The organism is Maritimimonas sp. 2205BS37-2, assembly GCF_056591755.1.
Map to the genome: position 1 here is coordinate 457,516 of NZ_JBWQOI010000002.1, position 21,115 is coordinate 478,630.

The following is a 21,115-nucleotide window of genomic DNA, read 5'->3' on the forward strand; positions in this document are numbered from 1 at the left end:
ATAAACATAGTTCAATTCTTAAAACCCAAAACCGATTTTAAATGCTAATCGTAAACCATCATCGCTATTAAATGCCGAAATATTACCTGTCATCATATTAGCCATATTAATAAAGAAACCACCTCCGAATGAAGTATTCCAATCGTTTATATTATTCATATTAGGATTCATAACTCTATCATCATCAATCCAAACCTTCCCGTAATCTACACCTCCATATATACCAATATAAATTGGTAAAAATCCTGTTTTAAGATTTCCAAAGTTCCATCTTAAATCGGTAGATTGCACAAAAGCTGTTTTACCGGTAAAACGTTCATCTCTATACCCTCTTAATCCCGTATCTGCACCTAACTGTGCGCCTTGATAAAATTCAAAATCGTCTCCTAAATTTAGATGCCCTCTTACTTTAGTAGCAAAAACTAATTGCCCACTTGGAATTAGTTTATAATCAAATCCGAGTTCAGGGATTAAATAACCAAAACCTTTAGAAGTATCTACATTATTTTTATAGCCAGCTAGTATAGAAATTTGCATTCCTAAAGTAGGAAACGCCTCTACGTCTGCATTTGCAAAATGATATCTGGCTTCTGCTCCATAAAAGTCTTGTTTGTCAAAAACAACATTATTTGGTGCTAGCATTTCAATAAATCTTCCTGCCGTACGATCTACCTCATTGCTTTCGTAAAACGGAGTTATTCTAAAACTAGACCCCTGTTGCCCTCTAAAAACTAATGATAGGGCACCTCTGAATGTTCTTATTTTTACTCGATTGTAATCTAAGTCAAAATTATCACCATCTTCAGCTTCTGGGTTTAAAGTACTGTTACCAAATCCAAAAAAGTTTACTGCATAGTTTGGACTATTAAAATGTACATCTACACCTAAATTCACATTATTGAAAATGTTTGCAAATTCACCACTATAATTTATATCGAAACCACTTGTGGCAAAATAATACGCCGCTGCAATGATATGTTTTGAAGTAAACGGGTTTCTTTCAAAACCATAGGCTGTATACGTATTACTAACACCAATTCTAAAGCCATCATCTGGGTTAGCGCCCAAGGTTGGAATAAATTGATTTGTATTATTTTTTAACTTTTTAAAGTCATAAACATTAGACTCGTAGTCGTCTCTTATACGTAACCTTGCTTTCTTTGCTCGCGAAATATCATTCTTTTTACTTTTATAATCGTATACAAAAATTCTGCCTCCATTCGGTATTATGAATTTATCATTATTCTGCCCTCCTATTAGCCTTATTTTTATTTTATTGTTTTTGCCTTTAGCTTCAAAAACGTCGTCATCGTCTAAACCGTAAATCCAAATTTCTTTAGTCTCACTTGGGTTATAAGTTCTTTTATGAAAAATAGCTGCTTTTTCTCCTTTTTTAATGCGCTGAGCTGTTACTGTAACTTGGTGATTTGGAGAACATTCTATTGTAAAATAGTCATCTTTATCAGTTCCTTTTATAACCACAGACCTGTTTACAACATCAAAATATCTATCTGAAATTGCTTGAAGGTTTGAACGTCTTCCCTTCAATTTCCTTTTAATCTCGTCTAAGGTTTGATCTCTAACCTCCTCAGGGAAATTTAAAAATGCTTTATCAATAACCTCATCAGTTAATCCGTTTTGAATATGTTTAACCTGGGCATCCCAAACCTCTTTTCCAGATTGATTAATCAATGCCATATCTAATGGATACGGCTCTACATTTACTCCTTTTACATCTTTAAGATCGGTATCATATTCACGTAACAATCTTGCATTAGGTATAAGTGTTACTGCAGCGCCTAGTAAAAAACCGTCAGACATAATTGAAAATGCCTGGTCTCTATCGCGTGGCATAGGTCTATATACAGTCTTACCATTTTCTTTAAAGGCTATCCATCGCCATTGATCATCATGCCGATCCCAATCACCAATTAGCATATCAAATAAACGTGCTCTTATATATGCCTCTTCGTCTAATATAAAATCTTCATCTTTCTGTAATTTTTGCAAAACATCATCAGTACTAATAAGCTTATCTGAAAACCCAAAACTAGCTTTATCGCCATGATTATTGGCAGCACGTTCTTCTATCATATATAATTCATCTCCATATTCATCATTATACATCCCTAAGGCTTTTTGCTTGGGTACATAGTACAATTTTGGATTCGTATGATAGACGCCAACTGCGCTAGAAAGGTCGCCGATAGTAAAAGGAGCATAAGGATGGGAGCCTGCAAAAACATCATAGAGTAAATCCTCGGTAAAAGTATCATCAAATTGTCCTTCTACATATTGATCTTTGAACAAAATGGCCTGTAAGTATTGTGATGGATTTTTCTTCAAAGCTCGAATCACATATTCTTGGCCTTTGTCATTTTTCATTCTCAAAGACTTAGATTGATTTCCTCCCCCTCTTCTAACTGGTATTAATCCGCCAAAAAGTGTATCTAGATTAACTGTAGGAGCTTCTACTTTGGTACTAAAGTATTTTCTATAGCGATCTCCCCATAAAAATCTATGGAAGCCTCCTTTATCGGTTTGTTCTTCGGTATAAACAGATGCTTTTACTGTAGCTGGAAAATTTGTATCAAAATCAGGAATGGTCTTCTTAGCATCGGGTTTTAAGACTTCTGTACTAAATATCGGTTCTTTTTTATTTACTTCATAAAAGCGCACAAATGAAGACCCATCTTTAAAAATATCTAACCGCGCATATCCATTTTTCCCTGCGGCGAATTGCCCGGCTCCAACATTTCTTGCGGCACTTACTTTTGATCCTGATCCGCTAATTATTTGTGGCAAATTATCTTCAACAAGGTATTGTAAACTATGTTCATGACCAGAAACAAAGATCACTTTATCATTTTGTTGGGCCAATGTTACTACCTCGCGTTTAAATTCATTATATCGTTTATTTTGAAGATCTGCCGGAGAAATACCACTTGTTTTACGTAAAATGTTTTTTACCGTTCCTAAAACTGGAGCAGGTGTCATGTGACTTCCAAATGAATACTGACCTCCATGCGGGCCATTGGTATACATTGGATGATGCAGTGCTATAATCGTTGTTTTTCCTCTTGTTTTTTTAATCAACCCTCTTAATTCTTGGTAAAATTTAACTCGAGTTTTAATCTGACAGTCGTCATTAATACTTGGGTGACGATCCCAATTAGTGATATACCACTCTGAATCAATTATAATTAATTCAACATCTTCAGAAATGGTTACACGTTTTAGCGGACAGCCATTTTCGGGTAAAAAAGTATTTTTACCCAATGCATCTTCAACAAATTTTTCCTGCCGTTTTAAGCCCTTTAACCCTGAATACCAATCATGATTACCTGGAATAAAAATAGTTCTCCCTTTGAAATCTTTAGCCGACTCAACTTGTACTTTCAAGCGATATTCTGCCAATTTTCTGTCTTCAGTATTTTTTCCAGGTAGTCCTTTTTCATAAATATTATCACCTAAGAATAAGGCCGTGCTATTACCTGATGCTTCATTTAAAGTTTTTTGAAATTCATGCAAGGTCTCTGTCTTGCTCCCTAACTCAGAATTACCGGCATCACCAATTAAATAAAAAGAATGTATTATCTCTTTATTAGGAAACTGTGGCTTATTAACATTATTCTTAATATGTGTTTCGTAAGTGGCACAGGCATTTAAAAAAATTGTAATCACTATTATTACAATTGTTTTGAAAAGATTTTTCATGACAGGTTGGTTAGTATTGTACTATAAAGTTACTAAAATATAAAACTATGGTCAATAGAACTTAGTTTCTTTTATTATAAGACATTTTACACGTTTCACATATTAAAACATCTTCTTTAAGCGTGATTTTATCAAGTTTTTCGGCAACTTGATGAACAAAGCTGTTATAAGTATTATGATCTGGAGTAATATTATTGGCTTTAATTTTTTTATAAAATTCTCCATCCCATTCTTGCTTCCCCCAACAATTTGGGCAAATTCCTTCTGGTGCATCACCAACAGGTTGGTTGTTTGATTTTTTTTGAAAATACGATTTAAGACTGTTTATAAGATTCATAAGACTGTAATTTTAATTTTGATGTGTTTACATATGGCATATACCTCTTAATTAGAGTATGTAATTTAGGATTTATATAGGTTTCGCAAAAAGGCTTATCTGGATTATTATAATAATAATTTAAGAATTGCTTTTTTGACAATTTAAAAGACTTAAATTCTAGAATTTTGGTAATTATTTTAAGTGTAAATTCATTTTGAAGCTCATTAATAATTCTTCTTAGTTCATGTTCTTGGGCTTTATCAAAGAAATATATGGCTGATCGATATTTTGTTCTCATAGAATGATTACTTGTGCTCTTATGAGTATATAAGTGAATCTCTACCAATATTTCTAAGGGTATTTCATCGGGATTAAAATGAACAATCACAGCTTCAGAAAACGAATGGTTTTCTTTTGTAGCACTTACGAAACCTTGCTCAACTTTTACAACTCCTTTTAAAGATTCAAACACGGCTTCAGTACACCAATGACAGCCACCACCAAATGCAATTTTATCAACCATATTTCTAATCTTTTAATGCATGATTATTGTCAAATTGCATTTTTCTAATTCCTACGGCTCTAAATGCATATACTATTAGTAATGTAAGGGCAATAAACACCAAAATTGTACCTAGATATAATGTAATACTTGGTAAATCTAAAATTGATTTATTTTCAAAAACTACACCTAATATACCCGATAACACATAGCTTCCAGTGGCCAAATATAGGAGGGCACTTGCTCTTGTTAATAATCCTAATTGCCTTATTTTACGTTCTGAAATTTTATGTTGAAATTCTGAGCACTTATTAGATAATAAATTTCCTATTTCAGAACTTAAAGTCATCGTTTGTGATGTTGTTGATAAAATTAGCATCCCCAATCCAGGTATGATAGTTATAGGCAAATACCAGTTCATAATTGTATTATTCTTAGTTCCAGGTTAATTGTTTTCTCTCTGACCAATATGTTTTAGGCTCAACAGCAAACTGCTGTAGCATTTCAACGTCTTCTTCTGTTAGTGCAAATAAGTTTTGCTTTATGTTTTGTTGTAATTGTACTTGACTACTGGCACCACTTAATACAATACTTTTATTTAATTTATTATTACAGAAATTTAGCGCAATAGCGTCGATACCCACCTTATACTTTTTTGATAATTGGTGAAGGCACCTGTACAATTTTCGGTATTCTGGGAATGCTTCATTAGGAAACAAACGACCATTTGCCAATGCCTCTTTTACAATACACTTTTTACCTTGGTCTTGTAGATCATCCACTACTCCTAATATACTTTGATCTAAAATATTAAAAGTAAATTGAAAGGCATCAAATAAGGGTGTTTCTACAACAGATACATCAAGCGCTTTTTTAATTACTTCAACTTGATTATGCCCCGTTGTAGTAATACCAATTTTAAGGCTATACATTTCTTTTAATTCATATAATTTATGAAGTATTGCTTCGTTTTCAAGAACACCAGTATCAAAGGTGGCAGAATGAATTTGATATACTTTTAAATAAGGCAACAGTTGTTTAGATATCTGCCATTGTTCATTTAATTTAAACAATGAATGCTCTTTAACCTCATGTATTGAAGCATTAGGATCGAAGTTGGCGGTATAGGTATAGCCCCATTTGGTAGCAACATTAATGCTTGGGTCATTTTTAATTTGAAGCCAATCTAACAGTAGTTGCTCTGCTAATCCATACCCCGGCGCTGTATCGAAATATCGTATACCAAAATTATAAGCGGTATTTAACACTTGAAAACTGTTATGTTTAAATGCCTTCAAATCATTAAAAAAAGAATCTTCTTGTCTAATGTTGATATATTGAGGTCTGCCTAAAGCAGCTGTTCCTAGGCCTAATTCATTCATCAAAATAAGGTGTTTCTCCCTGCGCTAATTTCAAACGCGTCCATAAATTCATATTAATAACTACTGCCGCGATTTCTGCGATTTCTTTTTCGTTAAAATGAACGGTAAGTCTGTCGTGAAAACGCTGAAAATCTTTCGACTTCCCATCAGTTAAAACATCACAATACGCTAATGCGACATTTTCTTTTTCAGTAAATAAATCACTATTATACCAAGATGAAATATTATCTACTTTGGCTTGAGATATTTCTGCATTGCGTGCAGCTTTTGCATGTAAAATGATACAATAGGCGCATTCATTTTTCTGAGCCACCCTTAATCGTAAAAGCTGAGCTAATTGTTTATCTAAAGATAGATCGGCAGTATATCCAACTGCCTTTGCCATGCTTTTTGCTAAGTCATGAAATGGTGTAATATCAGGGTTAAATCTTATGTTTTTAAATTTCAAGTTTTCCATAAATTATGCGGTTATGCTTATTTTATCAATTTAAAACCTTTTAAAAAGTTAAGTACTTTTTGCTCTGGCATTTCACAGGGTTTTAACAATTCTTTACTAGCAGTTATATAATAGTTTAAACTGATAAAATCATTACCTCCTAATTCTTTGGCATAAATCTTATAGCTTTTCCTACTGTTAAATTCAGCTTTAGTTATGCCATATTTTTTGTTGTTATATAGTGCTTCTGAATACCCATTTGTAATATTTTGAATACGTTTTAGAATCATTTTTTTAATAATCTTGTTAATTATTTCAATCCAATTTTAATGTTTTCCATTCTACATCAGCTAACTTTTGCAACTCTTTAGGGCTCTTAACCCATTGTCTTCTCGTATCAATCAATCCAAAATATTTACTATAAAAAATAAATAGTTTATTGTCTTGAAGTATAAAGCTTTTAGGGTTTGCATCTACCAAAGCGCCTTCACTCATCGCTATTGCACAAAACCCTCCATATTGAGGTAAATACTTTTTTGGATTATCACTAAACATTTGTTTGTTTTTCTCTGATTTAAACCAATAACTAGCCTCATCCAATTGTATATCAATAGCTTGTTTTCCTTTTATAGCCTGCTTCTCTTCTATAATTGAAACAAGATCATAACCTCGAACAGCTAATCCATTTTTTAAGTTCCTTTTCATGAATTTAATTTTGACTAATAATAGTGTTCCATTTTTTACTACGTCTGGCCACAGCTTTTATATAACTGCAAACAGCAACAGCTTCATAACCTTCTTTGGTTAATTTTTCAAATGCTTTTTCTACTAACACTTTACCAATGCCTTTACCTCTTATATGATATGGTAATTCTGAATGTATTAAGTACATTTTATCATTCCTTATTTGATAATCTATTCTGGCAATTTCCCCATTAATGTTTAAAACAAAGCGTTTATTATTCTTGTCATGGTGAATTTCTAAACGGCTTGGGGTTAATTTATTTAACCATTTTTCTAATTCAGCATCGCTAGGGTTTCTTAGTTTCTTCTTCCCAATAGTTATAGTGGGAAAATTTAATTTTCTGTTTTCATATAGGCCACGCAGTTCTTCTGCGTAGCCTTTATTTTCTTCAACATCTAAAAATTGATATGGCAACGTTGTTTTATTTAAAAGAGCCATATAATATTTGGTTTTATGACATCTTTCTGCTCCATACAATTTTATGGTGGGAATCGTATTCATTTATTAAATACTTTTTAGAAATTCTATGGCCGCATCCTCATTTAAATGAAAATCTGCAAACACAACATTATCATGCTGGTCAATAAAAATGAACCATGGCGTGCCACCGGTTTGATAGTTTTTCATAATGTTTGAAGTCGACTTATCGTCATCTCCGGCATCGTGTCCAAAAGGTATTCTTAAATCATATTGTTTTTGCGTTTCTAGCATTTTCTCATAGGTATTTGCTTGAAATCCTTCAAAAACTGTCTGAACAGCCAAAAAAATTACGTTATCATTCTTCTCTAAAGCAGAGACCATTTTTTGCAATGCAGGTAGTCCTCGGCTATGACATCCAGGGCACCAGCTTTGAAAACAATAGATTATTTTAAACTTCCCTTTAAAATCTGATAGTTTTATTTGATTTGTTTCATTTCCAAAAGCATCTACCCAATGTTTTACATTAAACTCTTTGGCTTTTATATCGTTTACTTCTTTCATTTTTTTAATTTTTAATTAAAAAGAGCAGCTATTCAAAATCATTCTTTGAACAACTGCTGTCAAAAAAATTATAGTTGGTGTTGTTAATTTACAACCACATCTTTTAATTTATTGGCATGTTGTTTACGAAGCTTAGCCAATTTAGGTGTAATTACAAAATTACAATAGCCTTGACTACTATTATTATTGTAATAGTTTTGATGATATTCTTCAGCTTCAAAAAATTCACCCAGAGTACTAATTTCTGTAACTATTGGTTTATCAAAATATGACTCAAGTTGCTTTACAATTTCTTGCGCTAGTCGCTTTTGTTCATCATTTTGATAATAAATGACAGATCGATATTGTGTTCCAGCATCAGCTCCTTGTCTGTTTAAAGTTGTAGGATCATGGCTTGTCATAAAAATCACCAATAGTTCTTCATATGAAATGATATCAGAATCGAAGTATACCTGCACCACTTCTGCATGACCGGTTAAACCAGAACAGACTTCGCGATATGTTGGTTTACCCGGAACATTACCGCCTGTATATCCCGAAACTACTCTTTCTACACCTTTAATCTGTTGAAAAATAGCTTCTATACACCAAAAACATCCACCACCAATAGTGGCTAATTCTAAGTTTTTATTTTTCATTTTGAACCTCCTTTTCTAGTGTCATGGATTCTGAATTAATACAATAGCGCAATCCGCTAGGTTCTGGTCCATCTGGAAATACATGCCCTAAATGGGCATCGCAAGTATTACACATTACCTCTACTCTTATCATACCAAAAGAGGTGTCTTTTTTGTACTTAATAGCATTTTCTTTTATAGGCTGTGTAAAGCTTGGCCATCCGGTACCTGAACTAAATTTGATAGTAGAATCGAACAAGGGTGTATTACAACACACACAGTTGTACTTGCCGGCATCATGAATACCACATAACGCTCCCGTATGGGGTCGCTCTGTACCTTTTTGTCTAGTGATTCTAAATTGTTCTGGGGTTAATAATTCTCTCCATTCATTATCTGTTTTTTCAACACGACGATCTGGTTTGGGATTACCAACTACCGAAAAGTTAATTACATCTTTCCAAGTTAACATAAATTTTGTCCTTTCTTTTAGTTATTATGTTTTTATAAAGCAAAAGTACCATAGGAATCAGCTTTAAGCAATATCAATAACTCCCAAAAAATTGGACTTTTTTCCTTTATTAGATAAATGAAGCCTAAAATTCGTACCCCAGATGAATTCCTGCAAAAGGTTTTATAGTGTCTCCCAAAAGCATTCCTGCTAAGGGCCCAACATGAAATTCACCTAATTTTAGATTCAGCTCCCCTTCAATATACGCAGAAACTTCGGTATTTTTATGAGAATTTGGGAGTGAAAAACTTGGTCCTACATTTACGGTAAGAAAAGGCCAGGGTTTATGGCTAATTAGGGCAGCTAATTCGTGCCCTATTCTACTATTTTCTTCAAAAACTACGGAATAACCAACCCCAAATGCCCATTTATGGGAAGTCCAATACGTAATGTGTAATTCGGTAGCCGGGTCCAGTTTTTCTAATTCTGTATTATAAATAAATAGTCCGGAAAACACTATCTCTAGGCCAGGGTCTTTATTATGCTCTTTATCTTGAGAATTTTTATGTTCATTCTCTTGAGCAATTATTTGCGCTAAAGGAGTAAATAAAAAACAAAGTAATATAATTATCAAAGTGTTTTTCATATCATCTTAATTTTAAAGCTTAATCATTAAATAGCCTTTTAAACCCTAATTTTGACAACATTTTCTTTTCCATATTCCAAAAAAACTTATGCTGCCCGAAAATCGTTCCAATTACTACTAAAAGAATTTGATATAAAATAAACATCAATAATATTCTAAATGACCAGAATACAATTGGATGAAGTGTTTTTAAAGAAAGCCCAATAAATTGCATAAATGGTTTTGCCAATGCTACAGACAACGATCCATTTATGGTAAATACCAATAAGATAATAAGTAGTTGAAAGTTAGAATTAATATTCCAACGTTGTTTTAATTTTTCCATGTTTATAAAGTGACGCATAAACGTTAAACATGGAGAATTCTCGTTATAAAACCCTCCATGTTTAAAAACTAAAATTATCAGCGTTTATAAATTAATATTATATCTATCGTTTGGCGGTATTCTCAGGTGTTACATCTTCACCCACATTTTTTGCAGCTCTTAAAACAGGGTAATGCTGTGTGAAAACAAAATCATCCTTTGCACTAGCATTATGGCAAGCATTGCACTGATTTGTTTTAAATGCTTTACCTGTTGCAGCCAATGTACCTTCAGTAGGATTTGTAAAACTATAATATGCCCAATTACCAGGTTCATCAGGGAATAATTCTTTACTTTTTATGGTCGCTTCTAAACCAATAAAATCGCCCATAAAATAGCCATTACCACTTACAGCTGCTTTTGTACCAACACTTACTAATTCTTTAATGAGTATGGTGCCTTCTCGCCATTCACCCGTTTTTTTATAATGGTCGTAACTTACGGGGTCCATATATACGTTATGAAACTCGGGAAAAGCAGCTTTACCATCATTCATATCATTTGGTGTTAATGGCGTACCCACATATACCCAACTTCTATAGTCTGTTGGACGTACAAGGTCACCTTCGGCATTCATAGTAAAATAAGAAACCTTTTTATAATCTCCACCTTTTTTTTTGTCTGTACATGATATTAGTAATAGAGAAAAGACCATTACTACTAAGCTTAAATTCTTATAATTCATAATTTTAATTTTATCTGATTCGTTATTTTATTTTAGAGGAAATACTGTTCTTACCATATCATTACCGATTGTATGACAGCTCGTACAACCTTTCACACCGTTACCGATGGCTGCAATTGCATTTTTATCATCTATGCTGGTTACTTCATACCAAAACCAGCCAGTGCCATCTTCTGATTTGTCTTGGGTTTTCATCATTACTGCCCAACCAGCAAGTTTTTCATCATTGTCATACATTTCTTTGATGATACCTGAACCCATGGGATGCTCTGTATTACCTTCTTTTAATGACTTTGCAATTTTATCGTTCATAAATACTTTAACTGGTAGGCCTAATTTTGTGTGTGGCCCTAATGAAGGATGCAACTTTGTTTCTTGATTTTTAAATTCTTGATATTTTTTTGAAACCAAGTATGCGAATAATTTGTCTTTATCTAATGGAATTTCGAGATCAAGACCATCTGGTGTTGGTGCTGTAGGATCCCAAGTACCGGCATCTGAAAAAGCATTTACTTCTGAAGCTGCTCTTTTTGCGACATTCTCTGGTATTATACCTTCACCAACTGCCTTTGCTGCACTTAATACCGGGTAATGTTGCGTAAATACAAAATCATCTTTCGCACTTGCATTATGGCATGCGTTACACTGATTTGTTTCAAACGCCTTGCCCGTAGCTTTTAAATTTCCGCCAGGATTAGTAAAGCTAAAATAAGCCCAATTACCTGGCTCATCTGGAAAACGTTCTTTACTTTTTATAGTAGCTTCTAAACCTATAAACTCACCCATAAAATAACCATTACCGCTTACAGCAGCTTTTGTCCCCACACTTACCAATTCTTTAATTAATATCGTACCATCTCGCCATGTACCATTCTTCTTCCAATAATCATAACTCATAGGGTCAATATATACGTTGTGAAATTCTGGAAATGGTGCTTTTCCATTATTCATGTCATTTGGTGTAGTTGGTGTACCAACATAAACCCAAGTACGATAATCTTGTGGACGATCTAATTCTCCTTTATCATTAAAGGTATAATAAGACACCTTTTTGTAATCTTGCTTTTCATTATTACAAGAAAACAAAGCCAGAACAGCGATTAATAAGAATACTCTTTTTAGTTTGATAAGCATAATGCGATTATTTTAGTTTATGAATGTTAAAATTACTTGATGACTGTTAAAATTTACTGGACATTTTTCTTTTTAATTAATTGATTTTGAGGCCTTTCTTTGTGCTCTAAATTGTTTAGGTGTAACGCCTGTATTTTTTTTAAAAAAGCGAGCAAAATAAGCTGGTTCGTTAAATCCGATTTCATACGAAATCTCAGTTGACTTATTTGTGCTATATGCCAATATTTTTTTTGCAGCTAATAGTATTCTCTTATTTAAATAACTCTTCGGGTTATTAATTTTTAGGTCAGAAAAAATCTTTGTTAAAATCTTAGGTTGTACCCTTAGAATTTGCGCATATACAAATACATTGTGCTCCATTTTAAAATGCTCATTTATTAGAGAAAGATATTTGTAAACGGCTTGATGATCTTTTGAAATTACAGTCTCAGAAAACGATTGTTGATGTCTATTGTGAATTAATTGAATTATAAGTTCTTTAAAAGATGTTTCTAAATTTTCATAATCCCTTTCATTTTGAAATGATATTATTCTATTTAGCTGAGATTTAAACTTTGAAAGTTCTTTGACATTAAATTTTAAAAGATTGCAGTTCAATAAGCTGTCGAACAACAAACCATTTATCATTCGTTGAGTTTCACAATGCTCCCTATCAAAAAGATTGAAATCAAAACTTAACTGAGAAATTACACCCCCCTTTGTTTTACATAAAAAAATATCAGAAGCATTTAGAAATAATACTTGAGTATTTTCTGCTTTACATGCTTTAAAATTGACTTCACATTCACAAGCTTTATCAAAAAAAATAATATGATATTGCTGTGAATTGACAATATGTAATAATTGATCTCTATACTCTCTAAATGAAAATATATTTTTCTCAATATTCCTAATTTGTATATCTATTATCTGCTGCATACCCTTTAAAGGATTATTACAGCAAAACTATGGTGAGGTTTAACGGATTGAAATGAGGATAGTTCCTTACTTCTTATACATTTTTCCTAATTGTTATGAAGCCTTTGATTCTTTATATTGTTTAGGAGACAAACCCGTATGTTTCTTAAAAAATTTTGAAAAATGACCAACTTCCGAATAACCTAATTCGTAAGCAATTTGTTGCGTTTTTTTATCGGAAAACATCAATAATCTTTTTGCTTCTAAAGTTATTCTTTCATTAATTACTTGAAGTGGAGATTTGTTATAAGACTTGTTAAATAGATTTGATAAGGTTTTAGGAGATTTATGAAGCATTTCAGCATAGTCAGTAACTTTATGTTTCTCTTTAAAATGGGTTTCTACTAAAATATTAAACCTTCTCACCAAATCTAATTTCTTAGTTTCTATTTTTGGGTTTGGTAAATTTTTACGAGCTATCCTAGTAGACATAATAAGAAGCCTTTTTAATAAAACCATTAGCATTTCTCCTTGTATATGATCTTTATTTTCAAATTCTTCTTCAAAAAACATAAAAAGCAAATTGAAGCTTTTCTGTTCCTTTTTAGTCAACTCTACAATTGGTGGTTTTGAAGAACCAAAAAACAAATAGCCATTACACGAAACTTCACTATCATGGTCTCTAATACAATAAAAATCTCTATTAAAAATATATGAAATTGCTCCTTGAGTATAGGGTTCTATATATAATTTATTTAACGGCGTACAAAATATAATATGTCCCTTTTTAATATTTAAATGATACCCATCAATGGCCAAATCAAGATCATTATCTTTTGCCCAAATGATTTTATAAAAATCACCTTCACCTAGTCGTTTATCAAAAGAGGCGCAATTAAAGTCTGTTAAAAATAGACTTCCTCGATTTTTAAAATTAACATATTTAAAATTCATTTAAATCTAAGGCTAGTTTTAGGTTTTATAATATACTAAAATAAAGCAGTATATCTAAAACAAATTGGACAAAACACTTTTAGGCATTCAGTCTAAACCTAATACTTAAAAGTGAATTAAAGCTTTACGTTTATCTAGTAGACAAGGAATTCGGATTTATGCATGCTTACCACAGAAAGTACAAAAGCACCATGGATCCAATAAAAGTAGTAACCTATCTCTTTAAAATTAACTCATATTCTTTAAATCTGTGTTCTCGAATAGGGCGGATATAAGGCTCTGTGTTAAAATAAAGTAATAAACAAGGAGCAATACTATTGTACTCGTCTACATACTCATATTTAGTAAGTTCGCCATTCTTAATACGTTGTTTTATTTTATTATGATACGGATACATTTAATTTAATTTTTGATAATCAGAAGGTGTATCAATATCTTTAAGATTAACTGAATTTATCTTTACTATTTCAGAACGATATTGATTTAAGAATGCTTTAGCTCCTTTATCACCTTGTAGTTGTAGTAAATCTGGATAATATTTTTTAGGAAATAGTGCTGGCACACCGATAGTACTCCCATAAGTTGAAGCAATTATTTTATGAGGGTGTTTAACATGGTTTTCTAAAAATTTATTTAAATAATCTGTTGTGACATGAGGTTGGTCTGCAAGTATAATAAGTATTGCATCTCTATTTTGTAATTTATCAATTCCGCTAACAATACTAGAACTCAACCCTTCTTCATAATTTAAATTGTAAACAATGTTTAGTTCATCATTAATTGAAGTTTCTATTTCTTTAAAATTAGCGCCTAAAACACAAACAACTTCGTCTGTAAGAGATTGTTTCGCTTGATCAATAGCCCATCCTAATAAGGTAGTATTTTTATATGGAAGAAGCTGTTTTATTTTTCCCATTCGGGAAGATGATCCTGCAGCTAGAATTAAAATAGCAGTTTTAGACATTGATCTTTCCTGTAACTTTTCTAAGAGAAAATGGCTCTTTTTCTTTGATGACCATTTGTATTTCTGCTAGTATTGACAGGGCTATTTCTTCTGGAGTTTCGGCCCCGATATTAAGTCCTGCTGGTGTATAGATTGATTCTAAAAATTCTTCAGAAACTTCAGGAACAAAATCAAACAATTCATTAAACAAACGTTCTCTACGTTTCGCTGCTCCCAAAATACCGATGTATTTAATACTGCGCTCAGTAAGTTTTACAGTATATCTCAAATCTTGCACATAGCTATGATTCATTATAACGATCGCCATATTTTCATTAATATCTGTAAAATCTACGGTATCTGGTGACTGTCCGACTACAGAAAATGCTCCTGGAAAATCAGCCAAACGCTTAGGATCGTTCATTGAAGTAATTACATCTACCTGCCACCCCAAAAGAGATGCCATTTTACATAAGGCAACGGCATCGTGCTCACCACCTATTATTAGCAATCTGAATAAAGGTTGTAGCTCTTGAGAGAAAACTTGAAGGTTTTTATCAATACCAGTTCCAAAAGTAAATGTATCGCCATTCTTAAATCTAAGAATAGAGCCAAAATTGCCAATAATTTCATCTTCTTTTTGAAAATAAGAATCGATAATAAATTCCTTGCGGGCTATCAAATTTTCATTAAACGCTTGTGATAAATTTTCTTCAATGACCATTGATTCAATTAAAATATAGAGTGTTCCTTCACATCCTAGGCGATAACGGCCATCATAAGCCATAACCTTAGATTTACCATTGTCAAAAACCGATTTTGCTCTTCGAAACACCTCCTTTTCAACACAACCACCACTAACTGCACCCACCATCCCACCTTGCTCATCAATAAGCATCCGTACTCCTGGTTTTCTATATGAAGACCCTTCTAAGTAGACTACGGTTGCCAATACCGACTTTAGGCCTTTTTGTTGATTGACTATCGCCTGCTCTATTATTTCTTTAAACTCGTGTGTCATCCCTGTAAAAAATAAAATTAGGTAAAATCTATATAAAAACCTTACCTAATTCTATAGTGTTAACGTAATTTTATGATAATTGTAAAGGCAAGTTATGTAATCTTTCCCCTGTTAATCTATAAACGGCATTTGCTATTGCAGCTCCAATTGGACCAAGTGGTGGTTCTCCAACTGGTCCAGGTTTATCGATACCCTGGAGTAAAACAACATCTATCTCTTTAGGAGCATGTTTCATTAATGTCATATTGTAAGGACCGTATATTATTGGGCGTAGCTGCCCATTTTCTACAAACATCCGCTCAAATAAAGAAGCGCTCATTCCCATAAGAATGGCTCCTTCACATTGTGCTTTTACCTGATCAGGATTAACCGCGATTCCAGGGTCCATAGCGCAGGTAACTTTATGTACTTTAATTTGACTATTTTCAATAGAAACTTCAACAACTTGGGCGCAAGGAGTGCCGGCATCTGTAGATGCTGCAAATCCCATAGCTCGATTATTGTAAGCTTTATCTCTATAGCCCGCTTTATTTGCAGCTGCCTTAATAACCGCTTTTAGTCGGTTACCAGCTTCATCATCTTGTATATGGGCTAAACGGAAATCCACGGGGTCTTTTCCTGCTTTTTCTGCTAAGGCATCCATCATGCTTTCCCAAGCAAACGTATTAGCAAGTAGACCTAAACTACGCCACCAACTTGTAGCAAAGGGTAGCTCAACATGCCAAGAAATAGAACGAATATTAGGTATTGCTCCATACTGACAAAAACCTCCTCGAATAGCTCCAATATCGGCTCCTAAAATAGTATTTGCAAATCCTGGTAATAATGCTGAATCAATTGCTACATCACCGCTAGAGAATTCGTGTTTAATACTATCTATACCTCCATCTTTTGTTAGTTTTCCTTTAAGTATATGATGGGTAGGTGGGCGGAACATGTCATGCTGAAACTCCTCTTTTCTTGTAAAGAAATATTTTACCGGCTTACCAACGGCTTTTGACATAACTGCGGCTTGTACAGCATGTGGAGTATGCAATCTACGCCCAAAACCACCACCTAAATAAGTAGGAATAACATTTACGTTTTCTTCGTCAAAGCCAAGGCGTTTTGCTACCTCCTTTCTGGTCATACCTATTACCTGAGTGGAAATTTTAATAGTGGCTTTATCGTCTTCTACTGAAGCAACTACTCCATTTGGTTCTATTTGAGCATGAGCGCCAATTGGGCTTTTAAATTCCATGGTAAGAACTTCCTTGTCATTGCTTATATCTAAACCTTGCTTCTGAATAATTGTAGCATTACCATTACCAACCTTCATCATTTCTTCGATGTCACTCGTATTTAAAGTAGTATTTGCTTGCCATTCTACTTTAATCGCATTTTTTGCATTAAGAGCTTCAATATATGACTTGGCTACTACGCCCACAAAATCATTTTCTTCAACAATTTTTATCACACCCGGAAGTTTTTCAGCCTCAGAAGTATCCGCCGATTTAAATATTGCACCAATATGAGTTGCCCTAACTACTGCACCATATAACATTTCTGGCATTTCTGCATCCATGCCAAAAATTGGTTCCCCAAAGACTTTTGCTTTTAGATCAATACGTGGCAAAGGTTTACCAACGAACTTATATTCATTTATTTCCTTTAATTTAGGAGTATCTGGCACTTTCCACTCGGTAACACCCTTTACGGCATTTGCGTAGGTCATTGTATTTCCTCCTCCAGAAATAACTCCGTTAGCTACTGTTAAACTTGCTGCATCAACACCAAGTTTTTTTGCTGCTTCAGATTTTACCATTTCTCTGGTTGTAGCAGCAAGTTCGCGTAATGGTTGCCACAAACTTGCAACCGAAGTGCTTCCTCCTGTGCTCATCATATCAATATTTCCGGTAGCTGTTGTTGCATGAACTACGTTAATTTGATCCATAGAAACGTCTAATTCGTCGGCTGCCATTTGAGCTAAGCTAGTAAATGTACCTTGTCCCATTTCTACTTTAGGTGAATGTAAAGTAATCGTATTATCTTCATTAACCTCAAACCAAATCATGGGCTCAATTCCGCTGCCCATGTATGCCATATCCGCCGAGTTCAAATAGCTTAACATGCTTCTTCGAATTGGATTTCTAAATGCATATGTTCCAACTGCCAAAACTCCTAAGGTTCCTAAACCGCCTCTAACTAAAAATTTGCGTCGAGAGATTTTCTTTTTTGTTTTTTTCTCTTTACTCATAGCTTAAGAATTTATTGTTTTGTTTGAATTGCTCTTAAGCTCAGCAGCTCTATGAATGGCTTTTCGCATTCTATAGTAAGTAGCACATCTACATACATTGATAATATTTTTATCAATGTCCTCATCCGTTGGATTAGGGTTTTCATTTAATAAGGCTGCTGTTGCCATAATAAACCCTGGTTGACAATAACCACATTGTGGTACTATTTCATCAATCCATGCCTGCTGAACAGGATGCGGATTTTCTGGAGTTCCTAAGCCTTCAATGGTTGTAATTTTTTTTCCTTCGGCTAAATGCACAGGAAAGGAACAAGATCTAATTGCTTGCCCGTCAATGTGCAAGGTGCAAGCTCCACAAGCCGCTTTACCGCATCCGAATTTCGTACCTTTAAGTTGTAGGACATCTCTTACTACCCATAATAAAGGTGTATTTACATCTTCTACTTCTATTGTTTGAGGTTGTTCATTAACCTGAAAAGATATTTTCATTTAAAAGTTTTTTTAATACGTTCTATTATTTTCTAATGCTCGGGAATTATTGCTCCGTCTTTAAACCATTGCTTAACAGCCTTAATATATTCATCTTTAGGCACAGGTGGTTCTTCTCTTAGGTTACCCTCAGCGTCAACCCCAGGTTCCCAAGCCCACAAAACTAATTCGTGTTCTGTAAGATGATGCATGGTTTCATTAGCAGTTCTTCCACCATTGCGTTTAGGATCCATCATAGATTCAGCAATTTCTTTACGTGATAAACCTTCCCAAAACATTTGTGCCGGTGCCAAGCTCCATTCAGGAGCTCCAGGAACGCCAGAATAATTATTGTTTTCTGTTTGGTGGCAGGTTGTACATTTTGTAGCTTGGTATCCTAAATTATTATTTCCTCGAGACATCCCAAAATAATGAGGATGACTATCTTCGCCCTGTTTCGGAATATTGTCATTTGGATGGCAATTCATGCATCTCTTATGGGTAAGCACATCCATCATCTTATCAAAATTTTCCTTATTAATATTAGAATCAAGAATATCATTCTTTTCTAAAGCGACATAATTATCACCTTCTAGTTTTGAATAGTTAGCAGCCATTATAAGGGTGCCGCACAAGGCAAAGGTGAATAAAAACCAAAGATGTGTTTGTTTCATATTATGTTAAAGTTATTATAAAAGTAAGTACTCACTTTTTAATTAAAAAATAAAACTTACATTTGAACTTTAAATTTACAATTATTTCTTTATAAAACAAAAAGAAACCATGACAGATAAAAAGGAACGAATTATAAAGGCAGCCCTAAAGCTTTTTGCTGAAGATGGATTTAATGGTACTTCTACAATAAAAATTGCTAGGAATGCTAAGGTTTCGGAAGGATTAATTTTTAAACATTTTAAAAATAAACAAGGATTATTAGATCACTTAATTAATGATTTGCAAGAAAAATTGAATGAAGAGTTTGGTGAAATCTTGATGGAAAACGACCCTAAAGAGATTTTAACAAAAGCGATAAACGCTCCTTTTAAAATACCAAAATCAGAATATCATTATTGGCGCCTGCAATACCTATTAAAAATGAACGACAAATACTACGATCAAAAAAAGATGCAACCCTTTATTGATCATTCTCAAAATGCTTTTAAAGAACTTGGTTATGATGATCCAAAAAACGAAGCCATGCTATTAAATGAAATTTTAGATAGTTTATTTTTGTCACTAATAAGAGGAAATATTAAAAACACTCAAAAATTTAAAAAGTTCTTGTTAGATAAGTATGGCCTTAATTAATCTAATTTCTCCGCTTGAATTTTAAATTTTTATCTTTATCTCACTAAAAAAACATTTATGGAAAACTTGTTAGCTGCTTCAAAGAAATTTGTTATTAATCATCTTAATGATCATTTAGACAATTCTTTTGTATATCATAATCTTGCCCATACCTTACGTGTAGTTGAAAAAACACAAGAATTAATTGAAGCCGCTCAATTGACAGGTGATGATGCTTCCGAACTACTATTAGCAGCTTGGTTTCATGATACTGGATATACGGAGCAAATTGATGATCATGAAGAAAAAGGAGTGGAAATTGCTACTGCTTTTTTAAAACAACATGAAGCATCAGAGAAAACAATAAAAAATGTTACCAATCTTATTTTAGCAACGAAAATGGGTAATGCGCCTAAAACGGAGCTAGAAAAAATTCTTTGCGATGCTGATTGCTCACATATTGGTAGTAAAAGTTTTACGGAACTTACTGAATTACTTCGTAAAGAGTGGGAATTAACTAAAGATAGAAAATTAAATGAAAGTGAGTGGCTAAGTGAAAACATCGATTTCTTAACTAATAAACATCGATTTTACTCTGATATTGCCTCTACTTCATGGGATAAACAAAAAGGTAAAAACCTTGCGCAACTTTTGAAATCATTTAAAAAATTACAGCAAGAAAACAATAAACTGAAGCAGAAAAAAGAGGAATTAGCTTTTAAGAAAAGTAAGGTAGAATTGCCAGAGCGAGGTATAGAAACTATGTTTCGTGTGGCATTAAGAAATCACATTACTTTAAGCGACATTGCCGATACCAAAGCAAACATTTTACTCTCGGTTAATGCAATTATTATTTCTTTAGTGCTATCAAACCTTTTGTCTAAATTAGATAACCCTTCAAATCAATATCTAATAGCACCTACAATTATTTTTACACTTTTTACAGTGGCATCTATTGTTTTATCTGTTTTAGCTACACGGCCAAATGTGACTAAAGGAAAATTCACCAAAGAAGATGTTAATAATAAAAAAGTAAACTTATTATTTTTCGGAAATTTCCACCAAATGAAATTAAATGATTTCGAATGGGCAATGGAAGAAATGATGAAAGATCGCGATTACCTATATAGTTCATTAACCAAAGATCTTTACTTTTTAGGATTGGTTCTTAACAGAAAATATAATTTACTACGTACAACTTATACCGTTTTTATAATTGGCATTGTAGTAAGTGTTATTGCTTTTGCTGTCTCATTTCAAATGCAAGATGTACCTAATGTATAAAAAAACAACCTCAATAGAGGTTGTTTTTTATTAGATATCATTAAAA

General features: G+C 33.1%; 26 protein-coding genes. 2 read left to right on the forward strand and 24 right to left on the reverse strand.

What is annotated here, in order from left to right:
- Positions 1-18: 18 nt before the first annotated feature.
- The 24 genes from AC1EUU_RS09420 to AC1EUU_RS09535 all read right to left on the reverse strand — a co-directional run bounded on the left by AC1EUU_RS09420 (position 19) and on the right by AC1EUU_RS09535 (position 19,172).
- Positions 19-3,717 carry a metallophosphoesterase gene (locus AC1EUU_RS09420; RefSeq protein ID WP_480201165.1) on the reverse strand — a complete coding sequence of 1,233 codons (3,699 nt, stop codon included), beginning with the start codon at positions 3,715-3,717 and terminating at the stop codon, positions 19-21.
- Between the two features lie 61 nt (positions 3,718-3,778).
- Complete coding sequence (locus AC1EUU_RS09425) at positions 3,779-4,054, reverse strand: hypothetical protein (protein WP_480201166.1); 276 nt, start codon at positions 4,052-4,054, stop codon at positions 3,779-3,781.
- Complete coding sequence (locus AC1EUU_RS09430; RefSeq protein ID WP_480201167.1) at positions 4,032-4,559, reverse strand: peptide-methionine (S)-S-oxide reductase; 528 nt, start codon at positions 4,557-4,559, stop codon at positions 4,032-4,034. Before AC1EUU_RS09430 ends, AC1EUU_RS09425 begins: the two co-directional genes overlap by 23 nt.
- A gap of 4 nt (positions 4,560-4,563) precedes the next feature.
- Positions 4,564-4,959 carry a hypothetical protein gene (locus AC1EUU_RS09435; protein WP_480201168.1) on the reverse strand — a complete coding sequence of 132 codons (396 nt, stop codon included), beginning with the start codon at positions 4,957-4,959 and terminating at the stop codon, positions 4,564-4,566.
- Between the two features lie 13 nt (positions 4,960-4,972).
- Complete coding sequence (locus AC1EUU_RS09440) at positions 4,973-5,920, reverse strand: aldo/keto reductase (RefSeq protein WP_480201169.1); 948 nt, start codon at positions 5,918-5,920, stop codon at positions 4,973-4,975.
- The gene (locus tag AC1EUU_RS09445) at positions 5,913-6,377 is read right to left on the reverse strand and encodes a carboxymuconolactone decarboxylase family protein (protein ID WP_480201170.1); all 465 of its coding nucleotides are present in this window, start codon (positions 6,375-6,377) and stop codon (positions 5,913-5,915) included. The genes AC1EUU_RS09440 and AC1EUU_RS09445 overlap by 8 nt, the downstream gene beginning before the upstream one ends.
- Before the next feature lie 17 nt (positions 6,378-6,394).
- Complete coding sequence (locus tag AC1EUU_RS09450; RefSeq protein ID WP_480201171.1) at positions 6,395-6,646, reverse strand: peptide methionine sulfoxide reductase; 252 nt, start codon at positions 6,644-6,646, stop codon at positions 6,395-6,397.
- Between the two features lie 25 nt (positions 6,647-6,671).
- Positions 6,672-7,061, reverse strand: coding sequence for a YHS domain-containing (seleno)protein (locus AC1EUU_RS09455; RefSeq protein ID WP_480201172.1), 390 nt, complete (start codon positions 7,059-7,061; stop codon positions 6,672-6,674).
- A gap of 4 nt (positions 7,062-7,065) precedes the next feature.
- The gene (locus AC1EUU_RS09460) at positions 7,066-7,602 is read right to left on the reverse strand and encodes an N-acetyltransferase (RefSeq protein WP_480201173.1); all 537 of its coding nucleotides are present in this window, start codon (positions 7,600-7,602) and stop codon (positions 7,066-7,068) included.
- A 3-nt stretch (positions 7,603-7,605) separates the two neighbouring features.
- Positions 7,606-8,082, reverse strand: a complete 477-nt coding sequence (locus AC1EUU_RS09465; RefSeq protein ID WP_480201174.1) for a peroxiredoxin family protein — start codon at positions 8,080-8,082, stop codon at positions 7,606-7,608.
- Positions 8,083-8,165: 83 nt separating this feature from the next.
- Positions 8,166-8,720 (reverse strand): peptide-methionine (S)-S-oxide reductase MsrA, encoded by a 555-nt coding sequence (gene msrA, locus AC1EUU_RS09470; RefSeq protein WP_480201175.1) that lies wholly within the window; start codon positions 8,718-8,720, stop codon positions 8,166-8,168.
- Positions 8,710-9,171, reverse strand: a complete 462-nt coding sequence (gene msrB, locus AC1EUU_RS09475; RefSeq protein WP_480201176.1) for a peptide-methionine (R)-S-oxide reductase MsrB — start codon at positions 9,169-9,171, stop codon at positions 8,710-8,712. The genes msrA and msrB overlap by 11 nt, the downstream gene beginning before the upstream one ends.
- Before the next feature lie 124 nt (positions 9,172-9,295).
- Positions 9,296-9,796, reverse strand: coding sequence for a hypothetical protein (locus AC1EUU_RS09480; RefSeq protein WP_480201177.1), 501 nt, complete (start codon positions 9,794-9,796; stop codon positions 9,296-9,298).
- A 19-nt stretch (positions 9,797-9,815) separates the two neighbouring features.
- Positions 9,816-10,121, reverse strand: coding sequence for a DUF6787 family protein (locus AC1EUU_RS09485; protein WP_480201178.1), 306 nt, complete (start codon positions 10,119-10,121; stop codon positions 9,816-9,818).
- Between the two features lie 103 nt (positions 10,122-10,224).
- Positions 10,225-10,845, reverse strand: coding sequence for a cytochrome P460 family protein (locus AC1EUU_RS09490; RefSeq protein WP_480201179.1), 621 nt, complete (start codon positions 10,843-10,845; stop codon positions 10,225-10,227).
- A 27-nt stretch (positions 10,846-10,872) separates the two neighbouring features.
- A complete protein-coding gene (locus tag AC1EUU_RS09495; protein ID WP_480201180.1) occupies positions 10,873-11,979 on the reverse strand; it encodes a cytochrome P460 family protein in 1,107 nt (368 codons plus the stop codon).
- A 72-nt stretch (positions 11,980-12,051) separates the two neighbouring features.
- Positions 12,052-12,897, reverse strand: coding sequence for a helix-turn-helix domain-containing protein (locus tag AC1EUU_RS09500; protein WP_480201181.1), 846 nt, complete (start codon positions 12,895-12,897; stop codon positions 12,052-12,054).
- A 93-nt stretch (positions 12,898-12,990) separates the two neighbouring features.
- Positions 12,991-13,830: a helix-turn-helix domain-containing protein gene (locus tag AC1EUU_RS09505; protein WP_480201182.1), complete on the reverse strand. Its 840-nt coding sequence runs from the start codon at positions 13,828-13,830 to the stop codon at positions 12,991-12,993.
- 214 nt (positions 13,831-14,044) lie between these two features.
- The gene (locus AC1EUU_RS09510) at positions 14,045-14,227 is read right to left on the reverse strand and encodes a hypothetical protein (protein WP_480201183.1); all 183 of its coding nucleotides are present in this window, start codon (positions 14,225-14,227) and stop codon (positions 14,045-14,047) included.
- Positions 14,228-14,794, reverse strand: a complete 567-nt coding sequence (locus tag AC1EUU_RS09515; protein WP_480201184.1) for a nucleotidyltransferase family protein — start codon at positions 14,792-14,794, stop codon at positions 14,228-14,230.
- Positions 14,787-15,794: an XdhC family protein gene (locus tag AC1EUU_RS09520; RefSeq protein WP_480201185.1), complete on the reverse strand. Its 1,008-nt coding sequence runs from the start codon at positions 15,792-15,794 to the stop codon at positions 14,787-14,789. The genes AC1EUU_RS09515 and AC1EUU_RS09520 overlap by 8 nt, the downstream gene beginning before the upstream one ends.
- A gap of 70 nt (positions 15,795-15,864) precedes the next feature.
- On the reverse strand, positions 15,865-18,030 hold the full coding sequence (locus AC1EUU_RS09525; RefSeq protein WP_480201186.1) for a xanthine dehydrogenase family protein molybdopterin-binding subunit: 2,166 nt from the start codon (positions 18,028-18,030) through the stop codon (positions 15,865-15,867).
- Positions 18,031-18,033: 3 nt separating this feature from the next.
- Positions 18,034-18,519 carry a (2Fe-2S)-binding protein gene (locus tag AC1EUU_RS09530; RefSeq protein ID WP_480201187.1) on the reverse strand — a complete coding sequence of 162 codons (486 nt, stop codon included), beginning with the start codon at positions 18,517-18,519 and terminating at the stop codon, positions 18,034-18,036.
- A gap of 32 nt (positions 18,520-18,551) precedes the next feature.
- A complete protein-coding gene (locus tag AC1EUU_RS09535; protein WP_480201188.1) occupies positions 18,552-19,172 on the reverse strand; it encodes a hypothetical protein in 621 nt (206 codons plus the stop codon).
- A 109-nt stretch (positions 19,173-19,281) separates the two neighbouring features.
- On the opposite strand from AC1EUU_RS09535, the gene AC1EUU_RS09540 reads away from it, so the two are divergent.
- Entirely contained in the window at positions 19,282-19,806 is a 525-nt protein-coding gene (locus tag AC1EUU_RS09540; protein ID WP_480201189.1) for a TetR/AcrR family transcriptional regulator, read from the forward strand.
- Between the two features lie 57 nt (positions 19,807-19,863).
- Positions 19,864-21,069: a Pycsar system effector family protein gene (locus tag AC1EUU_RS09545; RefSeq protein WP_480201190.1), complete on the forward strand. Its 1,206-nt coding sequence runs from the start codon at positions 19,864-19,866 to the stop codon at positions 21,067-21,069.
- Positions 21,070-21,115: the final 46 nt, after the last annotated feature.